Genomic DNA, 17,138 nt, shown 5'->3' on the forward strand with positions numbered 1-17,138 from the left:
TGCCGCCGCCCCGGCGCGGGGGGGCCTGCCGCCCGCCCCCACCCCGACGAGGGGGGCCCCCCCCCGGCGGGGGGCGCCCTCTCTCGTCGCTGTCGTGGCGGTTACTTCTTCTTGGCGCCGCGCTTCTCGCGCACCCGCACGGAGATGTGGATCGGCGTCCCCTCGAAACCGAACTCCTCGCGCAGCCGGCGCTCGATGAAGCGCCGGTAGCCCGCCTCGATGAAGCCGGAGGCGAAGAGCACGAACCGCGGCGGTTTGGTGCCCGCCTGGGTGCCGAAGAGGATGCGCGGCTGCTTGCCGCCCCGCACGGGGTGCGGGTGGGCGGCGACCAGTTCGCCGAGGAAGGCGTTGAGCCGGCCCGTCGGGACCCGGGTCTCCCAGCCGGCCAGGGCGGTCTCGATCGCCGGGACCAGCTTCTCCATGTGCCGGCCGGTCTGCGCCGAGACGTTGACCCGCGGGGCCCAGGCCACCTGGCCGAGCTCGGTCTCGATCTCCCGCTCCAGGTAGTAGCGGCGCTCCTCGTCGAGGGTGTCCCACTTGTTGTAGGCGACGACGATCGCGCGTCCCGCCTCGACCGCCATGGTGACGATCCGCTGGTCCTGGACCGAGATGGACTCGGAGGCGTCGATGAGGACGACGGCCACCTCCGCCTTCTCGACGGCCGCGGCGGTGCGCAGCGAGGCGTAGTAGTCGGCGCCCTGCTGGAGGTGGACGCGCTTGCGGATGCCCGCCGTGTCGACGAACTTCCAGGTGACGCCGCCCAGCTCGATCAGCTCGTCGACCGGGTCGCGGGTGGTGCCGGCCAGCTCGTTGACGACGACGCGCTCCTCGCCGGCCACCTTGTTGAGCAGCGAGGACTTGCCGACGTTGGGGCGGCCGATCAGGGCGATGCGGCGCGGGCCGCCGACGCCGGCGCCGAAGGTCTGCGCCGGGGCCTCGGGCAGCGCCTCCAGGACCTTGTCCAGCATGTCGCCGGTGCCGCGGCCGTGCAGCGCGGAGACCGGGTGCGGCTCGCCGAGGCCCAGCGACCACAGGTAGGACGCGTCGGCCTCGCCGCTCGGGCCGTCCACCTTGTTGGCGCACAGCACGACGGGTTTGCCCGCCTTGCGCAGCAGCCGTACGACGGCCTCGTCGGTGTCGGTGGCGCCGACCTTGGCGTCCACGACGAAGACGACCGCGTCGGCGGCCTCGATGGCGTACTCGGCCTGCGCGGCGACGGAGGCGTCGATGCCGAGGACGTCCTGCTCCCAGCCGCCGGTGTCGACGACCTTGAAGCGGCGGCCCGCCCACTCGGCCTCGTAGGTGACGCGGTCGCGGGTGACGCCGGGCTTGTCCTCGACGACGGCCTCGCGGCGGCCGATGATGCGGTTCACCAGGGTCGACTTGCCGACATTGGGGCGGCCGACGACGGCGAGGACGGGCAGCGGGCCGTGCCCGGCCTCCTCGATCGCGCCCTCGACCTCCTCGATGTCGAAGCCCTCTTCGGCGGCCAGCTCCATGAACTGCGCGTACTCGGCGTCGCCGAGCGCCCCGTGGTCGTGCTCCTCGCCCGAGCCCTCGGGGTGGATGTGGTCGTTCATGAAGTCCGTACCTCGTTCATCGTGGTGATCGGTGGAAACCCCTGTTCACGGGTGATCCACTACTCAAGTGTCACTCAGCGCCCGGTGAGGCGCCTGGCGTTTTCCAGGTGGGCGGTGAGCTGCTTCTGAATGCGTTCGGTGGCCTCGTCCAGGACCTTGCGGGTGCGCCGTCCGCTGCCGTCACCCGCGTCGAAGGGGTCGCCGAAGACGACGTCGACCCGGGAGCGCAGCGGAGGCAGCGCCTTTATCAACCGTCCGGGACGGTCCGTGCTTCCCAGCACCGCGACCGGGACGATCGGCGCGCCGCTGCGTACCGCGAAGTAGGCGAGCCCGGCACGCAGCGAGGCGAAGTCGCCCTCACCCCGCGTGCCCTCCGGGAAGATGCCCAGCACACCGCCGTCGTCCAGCACGCCGAGCGCGCGGGCGATGGCCGTGCGGTCGGTGGAGTGGCGGTCCACCTCCACCTGGCCGATTCCGGTCAGGAAACGCCCGAGCGGGCCGACGAACGCCTCCTTCTTGATGAGGAAGTGCGTCGGCCGGGGTGCCACCCCCATGACCATCGGGCCGTCGATGTTGTGCGCGTGGTTGACGGCGTAGATCACCGGGCCGGTGGCGGGCACCCGCCAGGCACCCAGCACGCGCGGCTTCCACAGCCCGTACATGAGGCCGACGCCGATGCGCCGGCCGACCTCGGCGCCCCGCGCCGACGGAACCTCGGTCACTTCCCCGCCCGCTTCTCCTCGACGAGGGTGACGACGCACTCGATGACCTGCTGGAGGGTGAGCTCGGTGGTGTCCACCTCGACCGCGTCGCCGGCCTTGGCCAGCGGGGAGGTCTTGCGGCTGGAGTCGGCCGCGTCCCGCTTGATCAGGGCCTCGCGGGTGACGTTGACGTCGGCGCCCTTGAGCTCGCCGCTGCGCCGGGCGGCGCGGGCCTCGGCGGAGGCGGTGAGGAAGATCTTCAGGTCGGCGTCCGGCAGCACGGTCGTACCGATGTCCCGGCCCTCGACGACGATGCCGAGCGGGGCGGCGGCGGCGATGGTGCGCTGCAGCTCGGTGATCCGGGTCCGCACCTCGGGGACGGCGCTGACCGCGCTGACCTTGGAAGTGACCTCCTGGGTGCGGATCGGGCCGGCCACGTCCGTGCCGTCGACCGTGATGGTCGGGGCGGCCGGGTCGGTGCCGGAGACGATCTCGGGCTTGCCCGCGGCGGCGGCGACGGCGTGCGGGTCGTCGGTGTCGATGCCGTTGGTCACCATCCACCAGGTGATCGCCCGGTACTGGGCGCCGGTGTCCAGGTAGCTCAGGCCGAGCTGGGCGGCGACGGCCTTCGACGTGCTCGACTTGCCCGTGCCGGAAGGGCCGTCGATGGCGACAATCACGGCCGGGGCGGTCGGGGCGGCGCCGTTTTCCACGGGGGGACACCTTCCTGGTGCGGTGCGGTGGGTGGTGTGCGGGACGCGAGCGCGTCCCGGACAAGGTTACCGGGCCCAGGAGACCCCTCCGACAGGCGTCCGGAGGCCCGCGTTCACTGCCGGATCGCCCAGCCCCGCTCCTTGAGGGCCGCCGTCAGCACGGCGGCGGCCTTCGGCTCGACCATGAGCTGCACCAGACCGGCCTGCTGCCCGGTCGCGTGCTCGATCCGCACGTCCTCGATGTTGACGCCGGCCCGTCCCGCGTCGGCGAAGATGCGGGCCAGCTGGCCGGGCTGGTCGTCGATGAGGACGGCCACGGTCTCGTAGACGCGGGGCGCGCTGCCGTGCTTGCCGGGCACGCGCACCTGCCCGGCGTTGCCGCGCCGCAGCACCGCCTCGACGCCGGCGCTGCCCTCGCGGCGCTTCACGTCGTCGGAGGACTGCAGGGCGCGCAGGGCGCGCACGGTCTCCTCCAGGTCGGCGGCGACGTCGGTGAGCAGGTCGGCGACCGGCCCGGGGTTGGCGGAGAGGATGTCGATCCACATCCGGGGGTCGGAGGCCGCGATCCGCGTCACGTCGCGAATGCCCTGGCCGCACAGCCGTACGGCGGCCTCCTCGGCGTGCTCCAGGCGGGCGGCGACCATGCTGGAGACCAGGTGGGGCATGTGGGAGACGAGGGCCACGGCACGGTCGTGGGCGTCCGCGTCCATCACCACCGGCACCGCGCGGCAGTGCGAGACCAGCTCCAGCGCGAGGTTCAGCACCTCGGTGTCGGTGTCCCGGGTCGGGGTCAGCACCCACGGGCGGCCCTCGAAGAGGTCGCCGGTGGCGGCCAGCGGCCCGGACTTCTCGCGGCCGGACATGGGGTGCGTGCCGATGTAGGCGGAGAGGTCGAGACCCCGCGCCTCCAGCTCGCGCCGGGGGCCGCCCTTGACGCTGGCGACGTCGATGTAGCCGCGGGCGGCGCCGCGTGCCATGGCGTCGGCGAGCACGTCGGCGACGAGGGCCGGCGGTGCGGCGACGATCGCGAGGTCGACGGGCCCGTCCGGCGCCTCGTCGGTGCCGGCGCCCAGCGCGGCGGCCGTACGGGCCTGATCCGGATCGTGGTCGGCGAGGTGGACGGTGACGCCCCGTTGGGTCAGCGCGAGGGCGGCGGAGGTGCCGATGAGGCCGGTGCCGATGACGAGTGCGGTTCTCACTGGGCGATGTCCTTGCGCAGGGCCGCGGCGGCGCCGAGGTAGACGTGGGCGATTTCGGCGCGGGGCCGGTCGGACTCGATGTGGGCGAGGACGCGGACGACGCGCGGCATGGCGCCCTCGATGTCCAGCTCCTGCGCGCAGATCAGCGGGACGTCGGTGATGCCGAGCTTGCGGGCGGCGGCGGCCGGGAAGTCGCTGTGCAGGTCGGGGGTGGCCGTGAACCAGATGCTGATCAGGTCGTCGCCGGTCAGCCCGTTGCGTTCGAGGACGGCGGTCAGCAGCGCCGCGACCTGCTCGTCCATGTGCCCGGCCTCGTCCCGCTCCAGTTGGACGGCGCCCCGGACCGCTCGTACCGCCACGGCGATGCTCCTTGCTGACGTGCGTATCGGTTGTTGGTCCGTCCAGCCTAGTCAGCCCGCCGCGTACCGGCCCGGGGCGCCCGTCTCCTGAGACGCTGGCCGCGGCCGGAACCTCCCCTCCCCCGGAGCTGCGACATGACCCACACCCCGACCCGCCGTACGGTCCTCCTCTGCACGGGCGCGGCCGCGCTGTCCGTCGGCTGCGGCGGCGGGGGCGGCGACGGCGACTCCCCGGCCGCCTCGCCGGGGCAGGAGCTGGCGCCGACCAGGGACATCCCCGTCGGCGGCGGCAAGGTCTTCGCGGACGAGAAGGTCGTCGTGACGCAGCCGCAGCGGGGCGAGTTCAAGGCGTTCTCGGCGGTCTGCACCCACCAGAACTGCCTGGTGTCGGACGTGCGGGACGGCACCATCGACTGCGCCTGCCACGGCAGCCGGTTCAGCATCGCCGACGGCTCGGTGGAGCAGGGCCCGGCGACCAGGCCGCTGCCCGAGGAGCGGATCGCGGTGGACGGAAATTCGGTCCGCCTGGCGTGAGCCGCCCGCGTACGCTCCGGGCATGGAACCCGAGACCCTGGTGCGCGACCACACGATCTACGCCTGTGTCATGGGTTCGCGCGCCTTCGGCCTGACGACGGAGGACAGCGACACGGACCGCCGGGGCGTCTTCCTCGCCCCGACGCCCCTGTTCTGGCGCTTCGAGAAGCCGCCGACGCACGTGGAGGGCCCGGCTCAGGAGCAGTTCAGCTGGGAGCTGGAGCGCTTCTGCGAACTGGCCCTGCGGGCCAACCCGAACATCCTGGAGTGCCTGCACTCCCCGCTCGTGGAGTCCGTGGACGGCACGGGCCGCGAGCTACTCTCCCTGCGCGACGCGTTCCTCTCCCGCCGGGCCCACCAGACCTTCACCCGCTACGCCCACGGCCAGCGCCGCAAGCTCGACGCCGACGTGCGCGCCCACGGCGCCCCGCGCTGGAAGCACGCGATGCACCTGCTGCGCCTGCTGGAGTCCGCACGCGACCTGCTGCGCACCGGTGTCCTGACGGTCGATGTCGGCGACCGCCGCGAGCCGCTGCTCGCCGTGAAGCGCGGCGAGGTGCCCTGGCCGGAGGTGGAGTCGCGGATGAACCGCCTGGTGGCGGAGGGCGAGGAGGCCGCCGCGCGCAGCCCGCTGCCCGCCGGACCGGACCGCCGCCGGGTCGAGGACTTCCTCGTCCGGGTCCGCCGGTCCTCAGCGCTCCAGCCGCACCCGTACGACGAGGTCGTGCAGGGCGTCGTACGCGGTGGAGCCGCCGGGCAGCGCTGACGCCGCCTGCGCCTCGTCCAGTACGCCGTGCAGCCGCTCCACGTCGCCCCGTACGCGCGCGTGGTCGACGCCCGCCTCCCCGTGCTCGCGCTCGGCCTTGGCTGCGATCAGCTCGGGCAGGTAGTCCGGTGCCGCGTCGACCTCTTCGAGGAGCGTGGGCAGATGGGGCTGCACCTCGGCGGAGCGCATCAGGTGGATGCCGGTGAGGAACGCCCGGAAGGTGTAGAGCAGCGGCTTGAGCTGGCCGGTCTTCTCGAACAGCCGCCACTGGGTGGAGGCGAAGCCGCGGTAGTGGTGGGCGTGGTGGCCGGTGAGGACGCCCGGAGCGAGGGCGGCCAGCTCGCGGTGCGCGTCGGTGGTGTGCACGACCAGCGGGGACAGCAGCTGCTCCAGCACGTAGCCGTTGCGCCGGAGCATCAGCCGTACGAACTTGCGCAGATCGTGCGTGACGAGGTCCGTCTCGACGCCGTCCCGGTCCCACATCCGCGACCGTGTCTCCTCCGGCTCGCGCAGCCCGACCAGGTCGGCGGCGGGCAGCAGGTGGACGCCGCGCAGGTCGACGTCGGAGTCGCGGGAGGGGAAGCCGTACAGGTGGGCGCCGGAGACGGTGGCGAACAGCACGGGGAAGGGCTGTTCGGCCACCACCGGGGCCAGGTCGATGTCGAGGGCGTCGATCACGCGCTCAAGCGTCCCAGAGCGCTCCGAGGGCCAGCAGGTCGGCCCGGTACTCGATGCGGTCCGCCCACTCGGCGGGCCACGCGTCGGCGCCCAGGTGCGCGCCGGCGAAGGCGCCCGCGAGGCAGGCGATGGAGTCGGAGTCGCCGGAGGTGCAGGCGCCGCGGCGCAGGGCGGTCAGCGGCTCGTCGACGAAGAGCAGGAAGCAGAGCAGCCCGGCCGCCATGGCCTCCTCGGCGATCCAGCCCTCGCCCACCGCGAGGCACGGGTCGGTCTCGGGCGAGACGGTGCGCACCGCCTCCTGGAGCCGGTCGAGTATCGCCAGGCACTCGTCCCAGCCGCGGGCGATGAAGTGCTCGGGCGACGGGTCCTGGGCGCGCGTCCACAGGTCGCCGAGCCAGCGCTCGTGGTAGCGGGTGCGGTTGTCGTAGGCGTAGGAGCGCAGCAGCCCGACCAGTCCGGTCGGCTCGGCGCCTTCGGCGAGCAGCCGCACGGCGTGCGCGGTCAGGTCGGAGGCGGCGAGCGCGGTGGGGTGACCGTGGGTGAGCGCGGACTGCAGCTGGGCGGCGCCCGCGCGCTGTTCGTCGCTGAGACCGGGCGCGAGACCGACCGGCGCGACGCGCATGTTGGCGCCGCAGCCCTTGGAGTGGATCTGGGAGGCGTCCTGCCAGGGGCGGTCGGGCGTCTTCAGCAGGTCGCAGGCGCGGAGGCAGGTGTTGCCCGGCGCCCGGTTGTTCTCCGGCGACTGGTACCAGTCGACGAACTCCTCGCGCACCGGCCGTTCCATGCGCTTCGGGCCGAGCAGCCCCCGCTCCATCGCCGTCCGCATCCCCTTCCCCAGCGCCAGCGTCATCTGCGTGTCGTCGGTGACGATCGCGGGCCGGGGCAGATCCATCTCCCGCCACGGGCCGAACTTGGCGAGGATCGACGGGACGTCGTTGAACTCGGTCGGGAAGCCCAGCGCGTCGCCGAGGGCGAGTCCGGTGAGCGCCCCGGTGGCGGCGCGCTTGGTGACGGTGGTCCTGGTCATGCGGGGCGTCCTTCCCGAGGGGTGCGGAGCAGGGGCGGGTGCAGCGTGGTGGCGGAGCCCGCCCGGTAGAGCGCGGCCGGTTTGCCGCGGCCGCCGGTGAGGCGGGCGGCGCCGGGGACGGCCTCGACGAAGCCCGGGGTGGCGAGCACCTTGCGGCGGAAGTTGGGCCGGTCCAGGGCCGTGCCCCACACCGCCTCGTAGACCTGTTGCAGCTCGCCGAGGGTGAACTCGGCCGGGCAGAAGGCGGTGGCCAGGCAGGTGTACTCCAGCTTGGCGCCGACGCGCTGCCGGGCGTCGGCCAGGATCCGGTCGTGGTCGAAGGCGAGATCGCGAGCCGTGTCGTACGGCGCCCAGCGGGCCTCGGCGGCGTCACCGCCGCCGTGCGGTTCGGGAGGATCCGGCAACAGCGCGGCGAAGGCCACGGACACGACCCGCATGCGGGGGTCGCGGCCCGGTTCGCTGTAGGTGCGCAGCTGCTCCAGGTGCAGCCCGGTCACGTCGGCGAGGCCGGTCTCCTCGGCCAGCTCGCGCCGGGCCGCCTCCTCCGCCGACTCCTCGGGCAGCAGGAAGCCGCCGGGCAGCGCCCGGCGGCCGGCGTACGGCTCCTGCCCCCGCTCGACGAGCAGCACGTGCAGCGCGCCCGCGCGGAGCGTGAGGACGGCGAGGTCGACGGTGACGGCGAACGGCTCGTAGGCGTGCTTGTCGTAGCCGTGCACAAGCACCCACCCCCTTAATAGTCACTGCGACTATAAAGGGGGCGGGTGCTCGGAACAACCCTCGGAGACCCGGGGGAGCTAGAGGTCGACCTCCTGCATCAGCATCCCGACCTCCGTGTTGGACAGCCGGCGCAGCCAGCCCGACTTCTGGTCGCCCAGCGTGATCGGGCCGAAGGCGGTGCGCACCAGCTTGTCGACCGGGAAGCCGGCCTCGGCCAGCATCCGGCGGACGATGTGCTTGCGGCCCTCGTGGAGGGTGACCTCGACCAGGTAGTTCTTGCCGGTCTGCTCGACGACCCGGAAGTGGTCCGCGCGCGCGTACCCGTCCTCCAGCTGGATGCCGTCCTTGAGGCGCTTGCCGAGGTCGCGCGGGATGGGGCCCACGATGTGCGCGAGGTAGGTCTTCTTCACGCCGTACCGGGGGTGGGTGAGGCGGTGCGCCAGCTCACCGTGGTTGGTGAGCAGGATCACGCCCTCGGTCTCGGTGTCGAGCCGGCCGACGTGGAAGAGGCGGGTCTCGCGGTTGGTGACGTAGTCACCGAGGCACTGGCGGCCCTCCGGGTCCTCCATGGTGGAGACGACGCCGGCGGGCTTGTTCAGCGAGAAGAACTGGTACGACTGCGTCGCGACGGTCAGGCCGTCGACCTTGACCTCGTCCTTCTCGGGGTCGACGCGACGGCCCTGCTCCAGCACGATCTCGCCGTTGATCTCGACCCTGGCCTGCTCGATCAGCTCCTCGCAGGCGCGCCGGGAACCGTAGCCCGCGCGGGCGAGGACCTTCTGCAGCCGCTCGCCCTCCTGCTCGGCGCCCGGGAAGGTCTTGGGCAGCTTGACGTCCTTCTTGCCCGCGTACCGCTCGCGGTTGCGCTCCTCGGCCCTGGTCTCGTACTCGCGGGACGTGGCCGGGGCGCTGCGCCCCCGCTGCTGGGGCCGCTTGGGGCCGCCCTTGGCGCCGCCTCGGGCCGTGGGGCCGCGGCCCGACTTCGGGCCGTCCTTGGTGGCACCGGGGCCCACGTCGTAACGCCGCTCCTCCGGGCGCGGCTTCTTCGGACGACCGCCTTGCTTGTCGTCGCGGTTGTTGCCGGCGCCGCGGTGGTTGCCGCGGCCCCCGCTGCTCCCGCCGCGGCCGCCGCTGTTGCCACCACGGCTCCCGCCGTTGTTTCCGCTGCTGTTCCTGCCGCTGCTGCTTCGCATCAAAGTTCCGTCTTGTCGTCTGCGTCCTCGGAATCCGGGGCGTCCGGATCGAACGACGGGACCGCTTCCAGCGTCTCGGCCTCGATCGCCGCCGCCTCCGGGAGGAAGGGCGCGAGTTCCGGGAGCTCGTCCAGGCCGCGCAGGCCCATCCGCTCCAGGAAGTAGTTCGTCGTCACGTACAGGATCGCACCTGTTTCGGGTTCCGTGCCCGCCTCCTCCACCAGGCCCCGCTGGAGGAGGGTGCGCATCACACCGTCGCAGTTCACGCCGCGCACCGCGGAGACGCGGCTGCGGCTGACCGGCTGGCGGTAGGCGACGACGGCGAGGGTCTCCAGGGCGGCCTGGGTGAGGCGGGCGTGCTGGCCGTCCAGGACGAAGCCCTCGACGGCCGCGGCGAACTCGGGGCGGCTGTAGAAGCGCCAGCCGCCCGCGATCAGGCGCAGCTCGAAGCCGCGCCCCTGCTCGGTGTACTCGTCGGCCAGCTCGCGCAGGGCGTCCGCGATCTGCCGCCGGGGCCGCTGGAGTATCTTCGCGAGGTGCTCCTCGGTGGCGGGCTCGTCGACGACCATGAGGACGGCTTCGAGGGCGGGCTTGAGGGCGAGGGCGGCGACGGCGGCGGGCCCGGCCGGAACCCCGGTGGTCTCGGTGGTCTCTTCACTCACGCCTTCTGCTCCTCCTCCGGCGCCTCGGGCGGCCGGTCGAACTCGTCGGTCACCACCGGTTCGGTGTCCCCGTCCCCGCCGGTCCAGCGCACCAGCAGGTCGCCGAGGGCGGTCTCCTGGTCCAGGGCGACGGCCTTCTCCCGGTACAGCTCCAGCAGCGCCAGGAAGCGGGCCACGACGGTCAGCGTGTCCTCGGTGTCCTCGACCAGGACGCGGAAACTGGTCTCCCCGAGCTCCTTGAGCCGGGCGACGACGATCCCGGCCTGCTCCTGCACGCTCACCAGCGGCGCGTGGATGTGCTCGACGTACACCTGCGGCTTGGGCTTGGGCTGCATCGCCTTGACGGCGAGCTTGGCGAAGCCCTCGGGGCCGATGCTGATGACGACCTCGGGCAGCAGCTCGGCGTGATGCGGTTCCAGGCCGACGGTGCGGGGGTAGCGGCGGGCCTCGGCTTCGAGCCGGTCGTTGAAGATCTCCGCGATCTGCTTGTACGCGCGGTACTGGAGCAGCCGGGCGAAGAGCAGGTCGCGGGCCTCCAGCAGCGCGAGGTCGCCCTCGTCCTCGACCTCGGCGGCGGGCAGCAGCCGGGCCGCCTTCAGGTCGAGCAGGGTGGCCGCGACCACCAGGAACTCGGTCGTCTCGTCCAGGTCCCAGTCCGGGCCCATCGCGCGGATGTGCGCCATGAACTCGTCGGTCACCTTGGACAGCGCGACCTCGGTGACATCCATCTTGTGCCTGGAGATCAGCTGGAGCAGCAGGTCGAACGGCCCCTCGAAGTTGGCGAGCCGCACCTTGAAGACGCCTTCGGTCTCTCCGGGGGTGTCCTGTGGGAGGGCGGACGGTGCGTCGGCGTCGGCCGGCGGCGTGCGGGGGACGTCCACGGGTTCCGGAGGCGGCCCCTCCGGCGTCTCCGCGTCCCCCGGCGCCGGGCGAGGAGCCCACGAGGGCGTCACCGTGCCGCGCGGCGACGCCTCGGCGGCGCCGGGTGCGGGGGTCTCCCGCGACCCGGAGCCGACGGACCGGTGACCGGCCGCGGAATCGGCAGGCCCGGGCGCTTCGGTGTCCGTTCCGGCACCGACCGCCGCGGACGGCGCGCGGTGGCTCTCGGATCCGCCGGACCCGCACGGACCGGAGCCAGCAGCGGGGCCGGTCCCCGGCCCAGCGGACCCGAACGACTCGGGACCACTCTCCGCCCACACCGGCCGGGACGATCGCAGACCGTCCTCCGGACCGGCTTCGCGACCAGCCTCGGGACCAGTCCCGGGACCCGGCAGCCCGGAGGGCCGCAGGCCGGCGGCGTCGGAACCCTCCTCCGGGACGGTGGGCCCGGACGGCCCGGGTCCGGCGGGTGCCTCGGCGGCGTCGGCCGTCGCAGGCGCGCCGTAGGCACCGGACGCGTCCGGCTCCCGCGCTCCCGGCGGAGCCGCGCGCTCACCGGGCCCTGGGCCCAGTGCGCGCCGACGGCCGGCTCGGGGGCCGGGGCGGGAGGCGTCGTTCGAGGTCATGGCCCCCGCAGGCTACCGCTACCGCCCGCGCAGCCGTCGTACGAGGATGCTGGCGTCCCCGCGGGTCTCCAGGTCGGCGAGGACGACGGCGACGGCCTCGCGGACGATGCGGCCGCGGTCGACGGCCAGTCCGTGCTCGCCCCGGAGCACCAGGCGGGCGTGCTCGAGGTCCATCAGCTCCTCGGCGGAGACGTACACGGTGATCTTCTCGTCGTGGCGCTCCCGGCCGCTGGGCCGGCGTGCGGCGGCCCGGCCGCGTTTGCGGGGCTGGGCCTGGGCGGCAGAACCTTCCTGCGTGGCCGCGCCCGCACCAGCGCCCCGGGCGGAGCGCTCGGCGCCGCGGCTGCGGGACTCGCCCGCCGAGCCCTGTTCCGCGTCCGCCGCGGCGTGCTCCGCGCCCTCGCCGTCACCGCCCTGCGCGGGCACCGACTGCGGTGCGTCCTCGGCTGCGGCCTGGTCGCTCTCCCCCGCCGGTGCCGGCACCCGGGCTTCCCCGTTGGCCGGTCGCCGCGGGGAGGACGCCTGCAGCGCCGTTCCCCCTGTCGTACGGAAGAGTTCGTCGGCCCCCGGCAGACTCACTCGGCGTGACACCGGGCGAGCACCTCCCTGGCGAGCTGGCGGTAGGCGGCGGCACCGACGGAGTTGGAGGCGTAGGTGGTGATCGGCTCACCGGCGACCGTGGTCTCCGGGAAGCGGACCGTGCGCCCGATGACCGTGTGGTAGACGTGATCGTCGAACGCCTCGACGACACGCGCGAGCACCTCGCGGCTGTGCACCGTGCGCGAGTCGTACATGGTGGCGAGGATGCCGTCGAGCTCCAGGTCGGGGTTGAGCCGCTCCTGGACCTTCTCGATCGTCTCGGTCAGCAGCGCCACACCGCGCAGCGCGAAGAACTCGCACTCCAGCGGCACGATCACCTTGTGCGCGGCGGTCAGCGCGTTGACCGTGAGCAGGCCGAGCGAGGGCTGGCAGTCGATGACGATGAAGTCGTAGTCGTCCATCAGCGGCTTCAGCGCCCGCTGGAGCGTCGACTCGCGCGCGACCTCGCTGACGAGCTGCACCTCGGCCGCCGACAGGTCGATGTTGCTGGGCAGCAGGTCCATGTTGGGGACCGCCGTCTTCAGCAGCACCTCGTCGGCCGCCATGCCCCGCTCCATGAGCAGGTTGTAGACGGTGAGGTCGAGCTCCATCGGGTTGACGCCGAGACCGACCGACAGCGCGCCCTGCGGGTCGAAGTCGACGAGCAGCACCCGGCGCCCGTACTCGGCGAGCGCGGCACCCAGGTTGATGGTCGACGTGGTCTTGCCCACGCCGCCCTTCTGGTTGCACATCGCGATGATCTTCGCGGGGCCGTGATCGGTCAGCGGGCCCGGGATCGGGAAGTACGGCAGCGGGCGCCCCGTCGGACCGATGCGCTCCCGGCGCTGACGGGCCGCGTCGGGCGCGAGCGTCGCCGCGTACTCGGGATCGGGCTCGTACTCCGCGTCCGGATCGTAGAAGTGCCCCTCGGGCAGTTCGTCGTAGTCGGCGAAGTGGTTGCGGGGCGCGCCACTTCCGTCGCCGGCCATGGCGTTCACGTGTTGGCCATCCATACTCATGTGTGCTGTCTGAGTTGCCTGCGGACTCTGGTGGGCGGCTGCGAAGGTGCGTACAGCGACGGAGCCGACAGCCTCGAGACGCCCGGGGCTCTCGGCCCGTGCAGGCATTCCTGGTTGACCACCCCCGGGAGTAAATGTCGACTCATTCACAAGTCGTCTTACCTCCTTGGTGACCAGGAAACTTCTAGACAGGTCAGCGTGGCACCATGCCGACGTTCGGCGACTCTATGGCGTGTCGGGCGTCCGCAGCAACACAATCCGCCGGACCCGGCCCGATGTGTCGGCAATGAAACAACCCTCTGTCAAGGGCGTACGGCCGTCGCACAGCAGGTTTCACCGGTGCGCGAATCGGTTGAAGCGTTACGTTCGAGGCGAGTTGACCGAGAATCGCAAAGTGACCATACACACACCTGGCCGGACCTTGTCGGCAAGGTCCGGCCGGGCGTGCGGGGTTGACGGCGACTGTTGACGTATCGCCTTTACCGTTTGGTGACTTAGGCGAGCAGGGTGGCCGGGTCGACGTACTCCAGGCCGTGCGCCTCGGCGACCTCGCGGTAAGTCACCTTGCCGTCGTGCGTGTTGAGGCCCTTGGCCAGCGCGGGGTCGCGGCGCAGCGCCTCGACCCAGCCGCGGTCCGCCAGCTCCACGATGTACGGCAGCGTGGCGTTGGTGAGGGCGTTGGTGGAGGTGTTGGGCACCGCGCCCGGCATGTTGGCGACGCAGTAGAAGACCGAGTTGTGGACCTTGAAGGTCGGCTCGGCGTGCGTGGTCGGGCGGGAGTCCTCGAAGCAGCCGCCCTGGTCGATCGCGATGTCGACAAGAACACTTCCCGGCTTCATGCGGGAGACCAGCTCGTTGGTGACCAGCTTCGGGGCCTTGGCACCCGGGATGAGCACCGCGCCGATCACCAGGTCGGCGTCGACGACGGCCTTCTCCAGCTCGAAGGAGTTGGACATGACGGCCTTGACCTTGGTGCCGAAGATCTTGTCGGCCTCGCGCAGCTTGTTGATGTCGCGGTCGAGCAGGGTCACGTCGAAGCCCATGCCGACGGCGATCTGGGTGGCGTTCCAGCCGGAGACGCCACCGCCGATGACGACGGCCTTGGCGGGGGTCACACCGGGCACACCGCCGGGCAGTACGCCGCGCCCGCCGTTGGGGGCCATCAGGTGGTAGGCGCCGACCTGCGGGGCGAGCCGGCCCGCGACCTCGGACATCGGGGCCAGCAGCGGCAGCGCGCGGTTCGCCAGCTCGACCGTCTCGTAGGCGATGGCGGTGGTGCCGGACTCGACGAGGGCGTCCGTGCACTCCTTGGAGGCGGCCAGGTGCAGGTAGGTGAAGAGCGTCTGGTCCTTGCGGAGGCGGTGGTACTCCTCCGCGATGGGCTCCTTGACCTTGAGCACCAGGTCGGCGGTGGCCCAGACCTCGTCGGCGGTGTCGAGTATCCGCGCGCCGGCGGCGACGTACTCGTCGTTGGGGATCGAGGAGCCCACACCGGCGTCACGCTCGATGACGACCTGGTGACCGTGGCGCACCAGCTCGTGCACACCGGCGGGGGTGATGGCCACCCGGAACTCGTTGTTCTTGACCTCGCGGGGGATACCGACCTTCACGTCGATCACGGTCCTTGGCTCAGAGGATGGGGCTATTACTACACATACCCGCGCACACGTGGGCACAACGGGAGAGACCGCAAGAACGTGCGGCAGAGCCAGTCTAATGAAGGTGTTCCCTCTGTCTAGCCTTTCAAAGCATCAATCTTCAGTCGAAGCGCTGCGGATTTCGCAGGCTTCGCCGGGATCTTCCCTCAGCATGCGATCGGCTGCGCCGCGCTGCAGACCGGCCGCCGCCGGGTCGCCGAGCCGGTCGAGCGTGTCGGCCAGCCGCAGGTGCAGCGCCGCCTGGAGCCGGACGTCCTCGGCCCGGCGGGCCCACTCGACGGCCTCCTGGCAGGTGCGCAGCGACTCCTCGGGGCGTCCGGCGTACTCCTGGACGCGGGCCAGTTCGCTCAATGCCCGCGCCTGTGCGCCCACATCGCCGGTCCGGCGGTACCCGGCGACCGCGGCGCGCCAGCCCCGCAGCGCCTCGCCGTACCGGCCCGCGTAGGTGTGGGCGGCGGCGAGGCGGCCGTAGACCCGGGCCGCGTCGGCACGCTCGTCCCGGGCGAGACGCTGGGCGAGGGCCCGGCCGAACCAGTCGGCGGCCCGGTCGTAGTCACCCAGTTCCAGGTGGGCGCCGCCGACGGATTCCATCGCGCGGGCGGTCGCGTACGGGTCGTCCGCCTCACGTCCGGCGTCCAGCGCGGCCCGGTAGCGCACCAGGGCCTCGGCGGTGCGGCCGGTGCGGGCGTCCAGGTCGGCGAGGTTGAGCAGGGCCGCGGCCTTCTCGCGGGGCAGCTCGCGGCGCTCGGCCACGTCGAGGACGAGGCGGTGGATGCCGTACAGGTCGGGGGCGGCGGCCCGCGTGCCGAAGTGGGCGACCATGGCCCGCACCAGCTGGGACATCAGCCGCCGGGCGAGGGTGTCCAGCTCCCCGTCGGCGACCGCGAGCCGGGCCGCGGCCAGCAGGGCGGGCCGACGGGCGCGCAGCCAGTCGGCGGCGGCCCTGGGGGTGGGGAAGCGCAGGGCCCGGGGCATGCCGACGAGCTTCTCGCGGGCCTGCGGGCTGTCGGTCTCGGTGACCGCCCGGCAGGACTGGAGGAGCCGTACCGTCCGCTCCAGCATGCGGGCGCGGGCGAGCTGGAGCTCGGCGGGCCGCTCGTGGGTCTCGGCGAGGGCCCGCAGACGGTCGTGCAGGCACCCGGGCACCTCGTACTCGGGCAGCGGCGAGTCGACCGCGCTCAGCAGGCCGAGGGCCACGAAGTCGTCGAGGGTGGTGCGGGCGCCGCTCACCGAGCAGCCGGCGAGCGCGGAGGCGGTGTGGGGGTCGACCATCCCGGCGGGAGCGAGGGAGAGCAGGCGCAGTATCCGGGCGGCCGGGCTCGGCAGCGAGGTGTAGGCGACGCGGAAGACGCGGCTGAGCGGTGTGCCCTCGCCGTCCTCCGCGCGCACGTGCTTGGCGAGGTCGGCGACGGCCGCCTGGGGCCGGGCGGCGAGCCAGCCGCCTGCCAGGGTCAGCGCGGCGGGCTGTGCCTGGCACGCCTCGACCAGCTGCTCGGCGGCCCGGGGATCGACGGTGATGCGCACCGACCCGGTGTAACGGGACAGCAGCTCCACCGCCGACTTGGTGTCCAGGCCGCCCAGCGTGCACGGGCGGACGTCCGCGATGCCGGTGAGCGGGCCCTGGGCGACGGCGACGGCCAGGCAGTCCGGAGTGTCCGGCAGCAGCGCGTCGACCTGCTCGGCGTCGGCGGCGTCATCGAGCAGGAGCAGCACCTTGCGGTCGGCGAGGGCGGCGCGCAGGGCCTCGGTGAGGTCGTCCTCGTCGGCCCCGGGCGGGGCGGCGCACTCCAGCGCGGTGAGCAGCTCCCGGGCCAGGCGCTCGACCGGCACGCGGGTGCCGTCCGGCTCGCTCAGCCGGGCGCGCAGCACACCGTCGGGGTAGGCGTCCGCGACCTGGGCGGCCAGTTCCGCGGCGAGCGCGGTACGGCCGGAGCCGGGCCGGCCCGCGATGAGCAGCACGCGCGCGCGGGGGGCCTTGCGGCCGGAGAGGGTGTCCAGGCCGGCGCGCTCGATGTCGGCGCGCAGCTCCTTCAACTCCCGGGTGCGGCCCAGGAACCGATTCTGCTCAGCAGGGTCCTGCGACAGCCGTACGCCGTCCGTGTCCACCGCCTGATCCGTCACGGGCCACACTCCCGATCCCACCGCGCACCGGCGCCCGCCGGAACCCCGGTTCGGGCGTTTCCCGAGCCTAGTTCACGCTCTGCGACGTTCCCGGTGGAGCAGCGCGGACACGTCCCCCGATCGGATC

General features: G+C 72.9%; 17 protein-coding genes. 2 read left to right on the forward strand and 15 right to left on the reverse strand.

Annotation, left to right across the window (positions count from 1 at the left end; translation table 11 throughout):
* Positions 1-101: 101 nt before the first annotated feature.
* The 5 genes from der to aroH all read right to left on the reverse strand — a co-directional run bounded on the left by der (position 102) and on the right by aroH (position 4,552).
* Positions 102-1,580: a ribosome biogenesis GTPase Der gene (gene der / locus ACFW47_RS20185; RefSeq protein WP_386287268.1), complete on the reverse strand. Its 1,479-nt coding sequence runs from the start codon at positions 1,578-1,580 to the stop codon at positions 102-104.
* A gap of 74 nt (positions 1,581-1,654) precedes the next feature.
* Positions 1,655-2,302 (reverse strand): 1-acyl-sn-glycerol-3-phosphate acyltransferase, encoded by a 648-nt coding sequence (locus ACFW47_RS20190; protein ID WP_272590864.1) that lies wholly within the window; start codon positions 2,300-2,302, stop codon positions 1,655-1,657.
* A complete protein-coding gene (gene cmk, locus ACFW47_RS20195) occupies positions 2,299-2,994 on the reverse strand; it encodes a (d)CMP kinase (RefSeq protein WP_386287266.1) in 696 nt (231 codons plus the stop codon). The genes ACFW47_RS20190 and cmk overlap by 4 nt, the downstream gene beginning before the upstream one ends.
* Before the next feature lie 113 nt (positions 2,995-3,107).
* On the reverse strand, positions 3,108-4,193 hold the full coding sequence (locus ACFW47_RS20200) for a prephenate dehydrogenase (protein ID WP_386287264.1): 1,086 nt from the start codon (positions 4,191-4,193) through the stop codon (positions 3,108-3,110).
* The gene (gene aroH, locus ACFW47_RS20205; protein ID WP_055416177.1) at positions 4,190-4,552 is read right to left on the reverse strand and encodes a chorismate mutase; all 363 of its coding nucleotides are present in this window, start codon (positions 4,550-4,552) and stop codon (positions 4,190-4,192) included. Before aroH ends, ACFW47_RS20200 begins: the two co-directional genes overlap by 4 nt.
* 135 nt (positions 4,553-4,687) lie before the next feature.
* On the opposite strand from aroH, the gene ACFW47_RS20210 reads away from it, so the two are divergent.
* Positions 4,688-5,086 carry a Rieske (2Fe-2S) protein gene (locus ACFW47_RS20210; protein ID WP_386287262.1) on the forward strand — a complete coding sequence of 133 codons (399 nt, stop codon included), beginning with the start codon at positions 4,688-4,690 and terminating at the stop codon, positions 5,084-5,086.
* Positions 5,087-5,108: 22 nt separating this feature from the next.
* Positions 5,109-5,852, forward strand: a complete 744-nt coding sequence (locus tag ACFW47_RS20215; RefSeq protein WP_386306481.1) for a DNA polymerase beta superfamily protein — start codon at positions 5,109-5,111, stop codon at positions 5,850-5,852.
* Here the strand turns inward: ACFW47_RS20215 and ACFW47_RS20220 are convergent.
* The 10 genes from ACFW47_RS20220 to ACFW47_RS20265 form a co-directional block, all read right to left on the reverse strand.
* Positions 5,778-6,530, reverse strand: coding sequence for a DNA polymerase beta superfamily protein (locus ACFW47_RS20220; RefSeq protein ID WP_386306483.1), 753 nt, complete (start codon positions 6,528-6,530; stop codon positions 5,778-5,780). The genes ACFW47_RS20215 and ACFW47_RS20220 overlap by 75 nt on opposite strands.
* A gap of 4 nt (positions 6,531-6,534) precedes the next feature.
* Positions 6,535-7,557, reverse strand: coding sequence for an ADP-ribosylglycohydrolase family protein (locus ACFW47_RS20225; RefSeq protein ID WP_386306484.1), 1,023 nt, complete (start codon positions 7,555-7,557; stop codon positions 6,535-6,537).
* Positions 7,554-8,273: an NUDIX domain-containing protein gene (locus tag ACFW47_RS20230; RefSeq protein ID WP_386287427.1), complete on the reverse strand. Its 720-nt coding sequence runs from the start codon at positions 8,271-8,273 to the stop codon at positions 7,554-7,556. Before ACFW47_RS20230 ends, ACFW47_RS20225 begins: the two co-directional genes overlap by 4 nt.
* A 78-nt stretch (positions 8,274-8,351) precedes the next feature.
* Positions 8,352-9,467, reverse strand: a complete 1,116-nt coding sequence (locus ACFW47_RS20235; RefSeq protein WP_386287254.1) for a pseudouridine synthase — start codon at positions 9,465-9,467, stop codon at positions 8,352-8,354.
* Positions 9,467-10,129, reverse strand: coding sequence for an SMC-Scp complex subunit ScpB (gene scpB, locus ACFW47_RS20240; protein WP_386306486.1), 663 nt, complete (start codon positions 10,127-10,129; stop codon positions 9,467-9,469). The genes ACFW47_RS20235 and scpB overlap by 1 nt, the downstream gene beginning before the upstream one ends.
* Positions 10,126-11,082 (reverse strand): segregation and condensation protein A, encoded by a 957-nt coding sequence (locus ACFW47_RS20245; RefSeq protein WP_386306487.1) that lies wholly within the window; start codon positions 11,080-11,082, stop codon positions 10,126-10,128. The genes scpB and ACFW47_RS20245 overlap by 4 nt, the downstream gene beginning before the upstream one ends.
* A gap of 570 nt (positions 11,083-11,652) precedes the next feature.
* A complete protein-coding gene (locus ACFW47_RS20250) occupies positions 11,653-12,225 on the reverse strand; it encodes a hypothetical protein (protein ID WP_386287250.1) in 573 nt (190 codons plus the stop codon).
* Positions 12,210-13,340 carry a ParA family protein gene (locus ACFW47_RS20255; RefSeq protein ID WP_198941482.1) on the reverse strand — a complete coding sequence of 377 codons (1,131 nt, stop codon included), beginning with the start codon at positions 13,338-13,340 and terminating at the stop codon, positions 12,210-12,212. Before ACFW47_RS20255 ends, ACFW47_RS20250 begins: the two co-directional genes overlap by 16 nt.
* 386 nt (positions 13,341-13,726) lie before the next feature.
* Positions 13,727-14,842, reverse strand: a complete 1,116-nt coding sequence (gene ald, locus ACFW47_RS20260; RefSeq protein ID WP_386287248.1) for an alanine dehydrogenase — start codon at positions 14,840-14,842, stop codon at positions 13,727-13,729.
* Positions 14,843-14,983: 141 nt separating this feature from the next.
* Positions 14,984-17,011: a tetratricopeptide repeat protein gene (locus ACFW47_RS20265; RefSeq protein ID WP_386306488.1), complete on the reverse strand. Its 2,028-nt coding sequence runs from the start codon at positions 17,009-17,011 to the stop codon at positions 14,984-14,986.
* Between the last annotated feature and the right edge of the window lie 127 nt (positions 17,012-17,138).

Origin of the sequence: Streptomyces sp. NPDC058796, from assembly GCF_042745235.1 — a bacterium.
GTDB lineage: Bacteria > Actinomycetota > Actinomycetes > Streptomycetales > Streptomycetaceae > Streptomyces.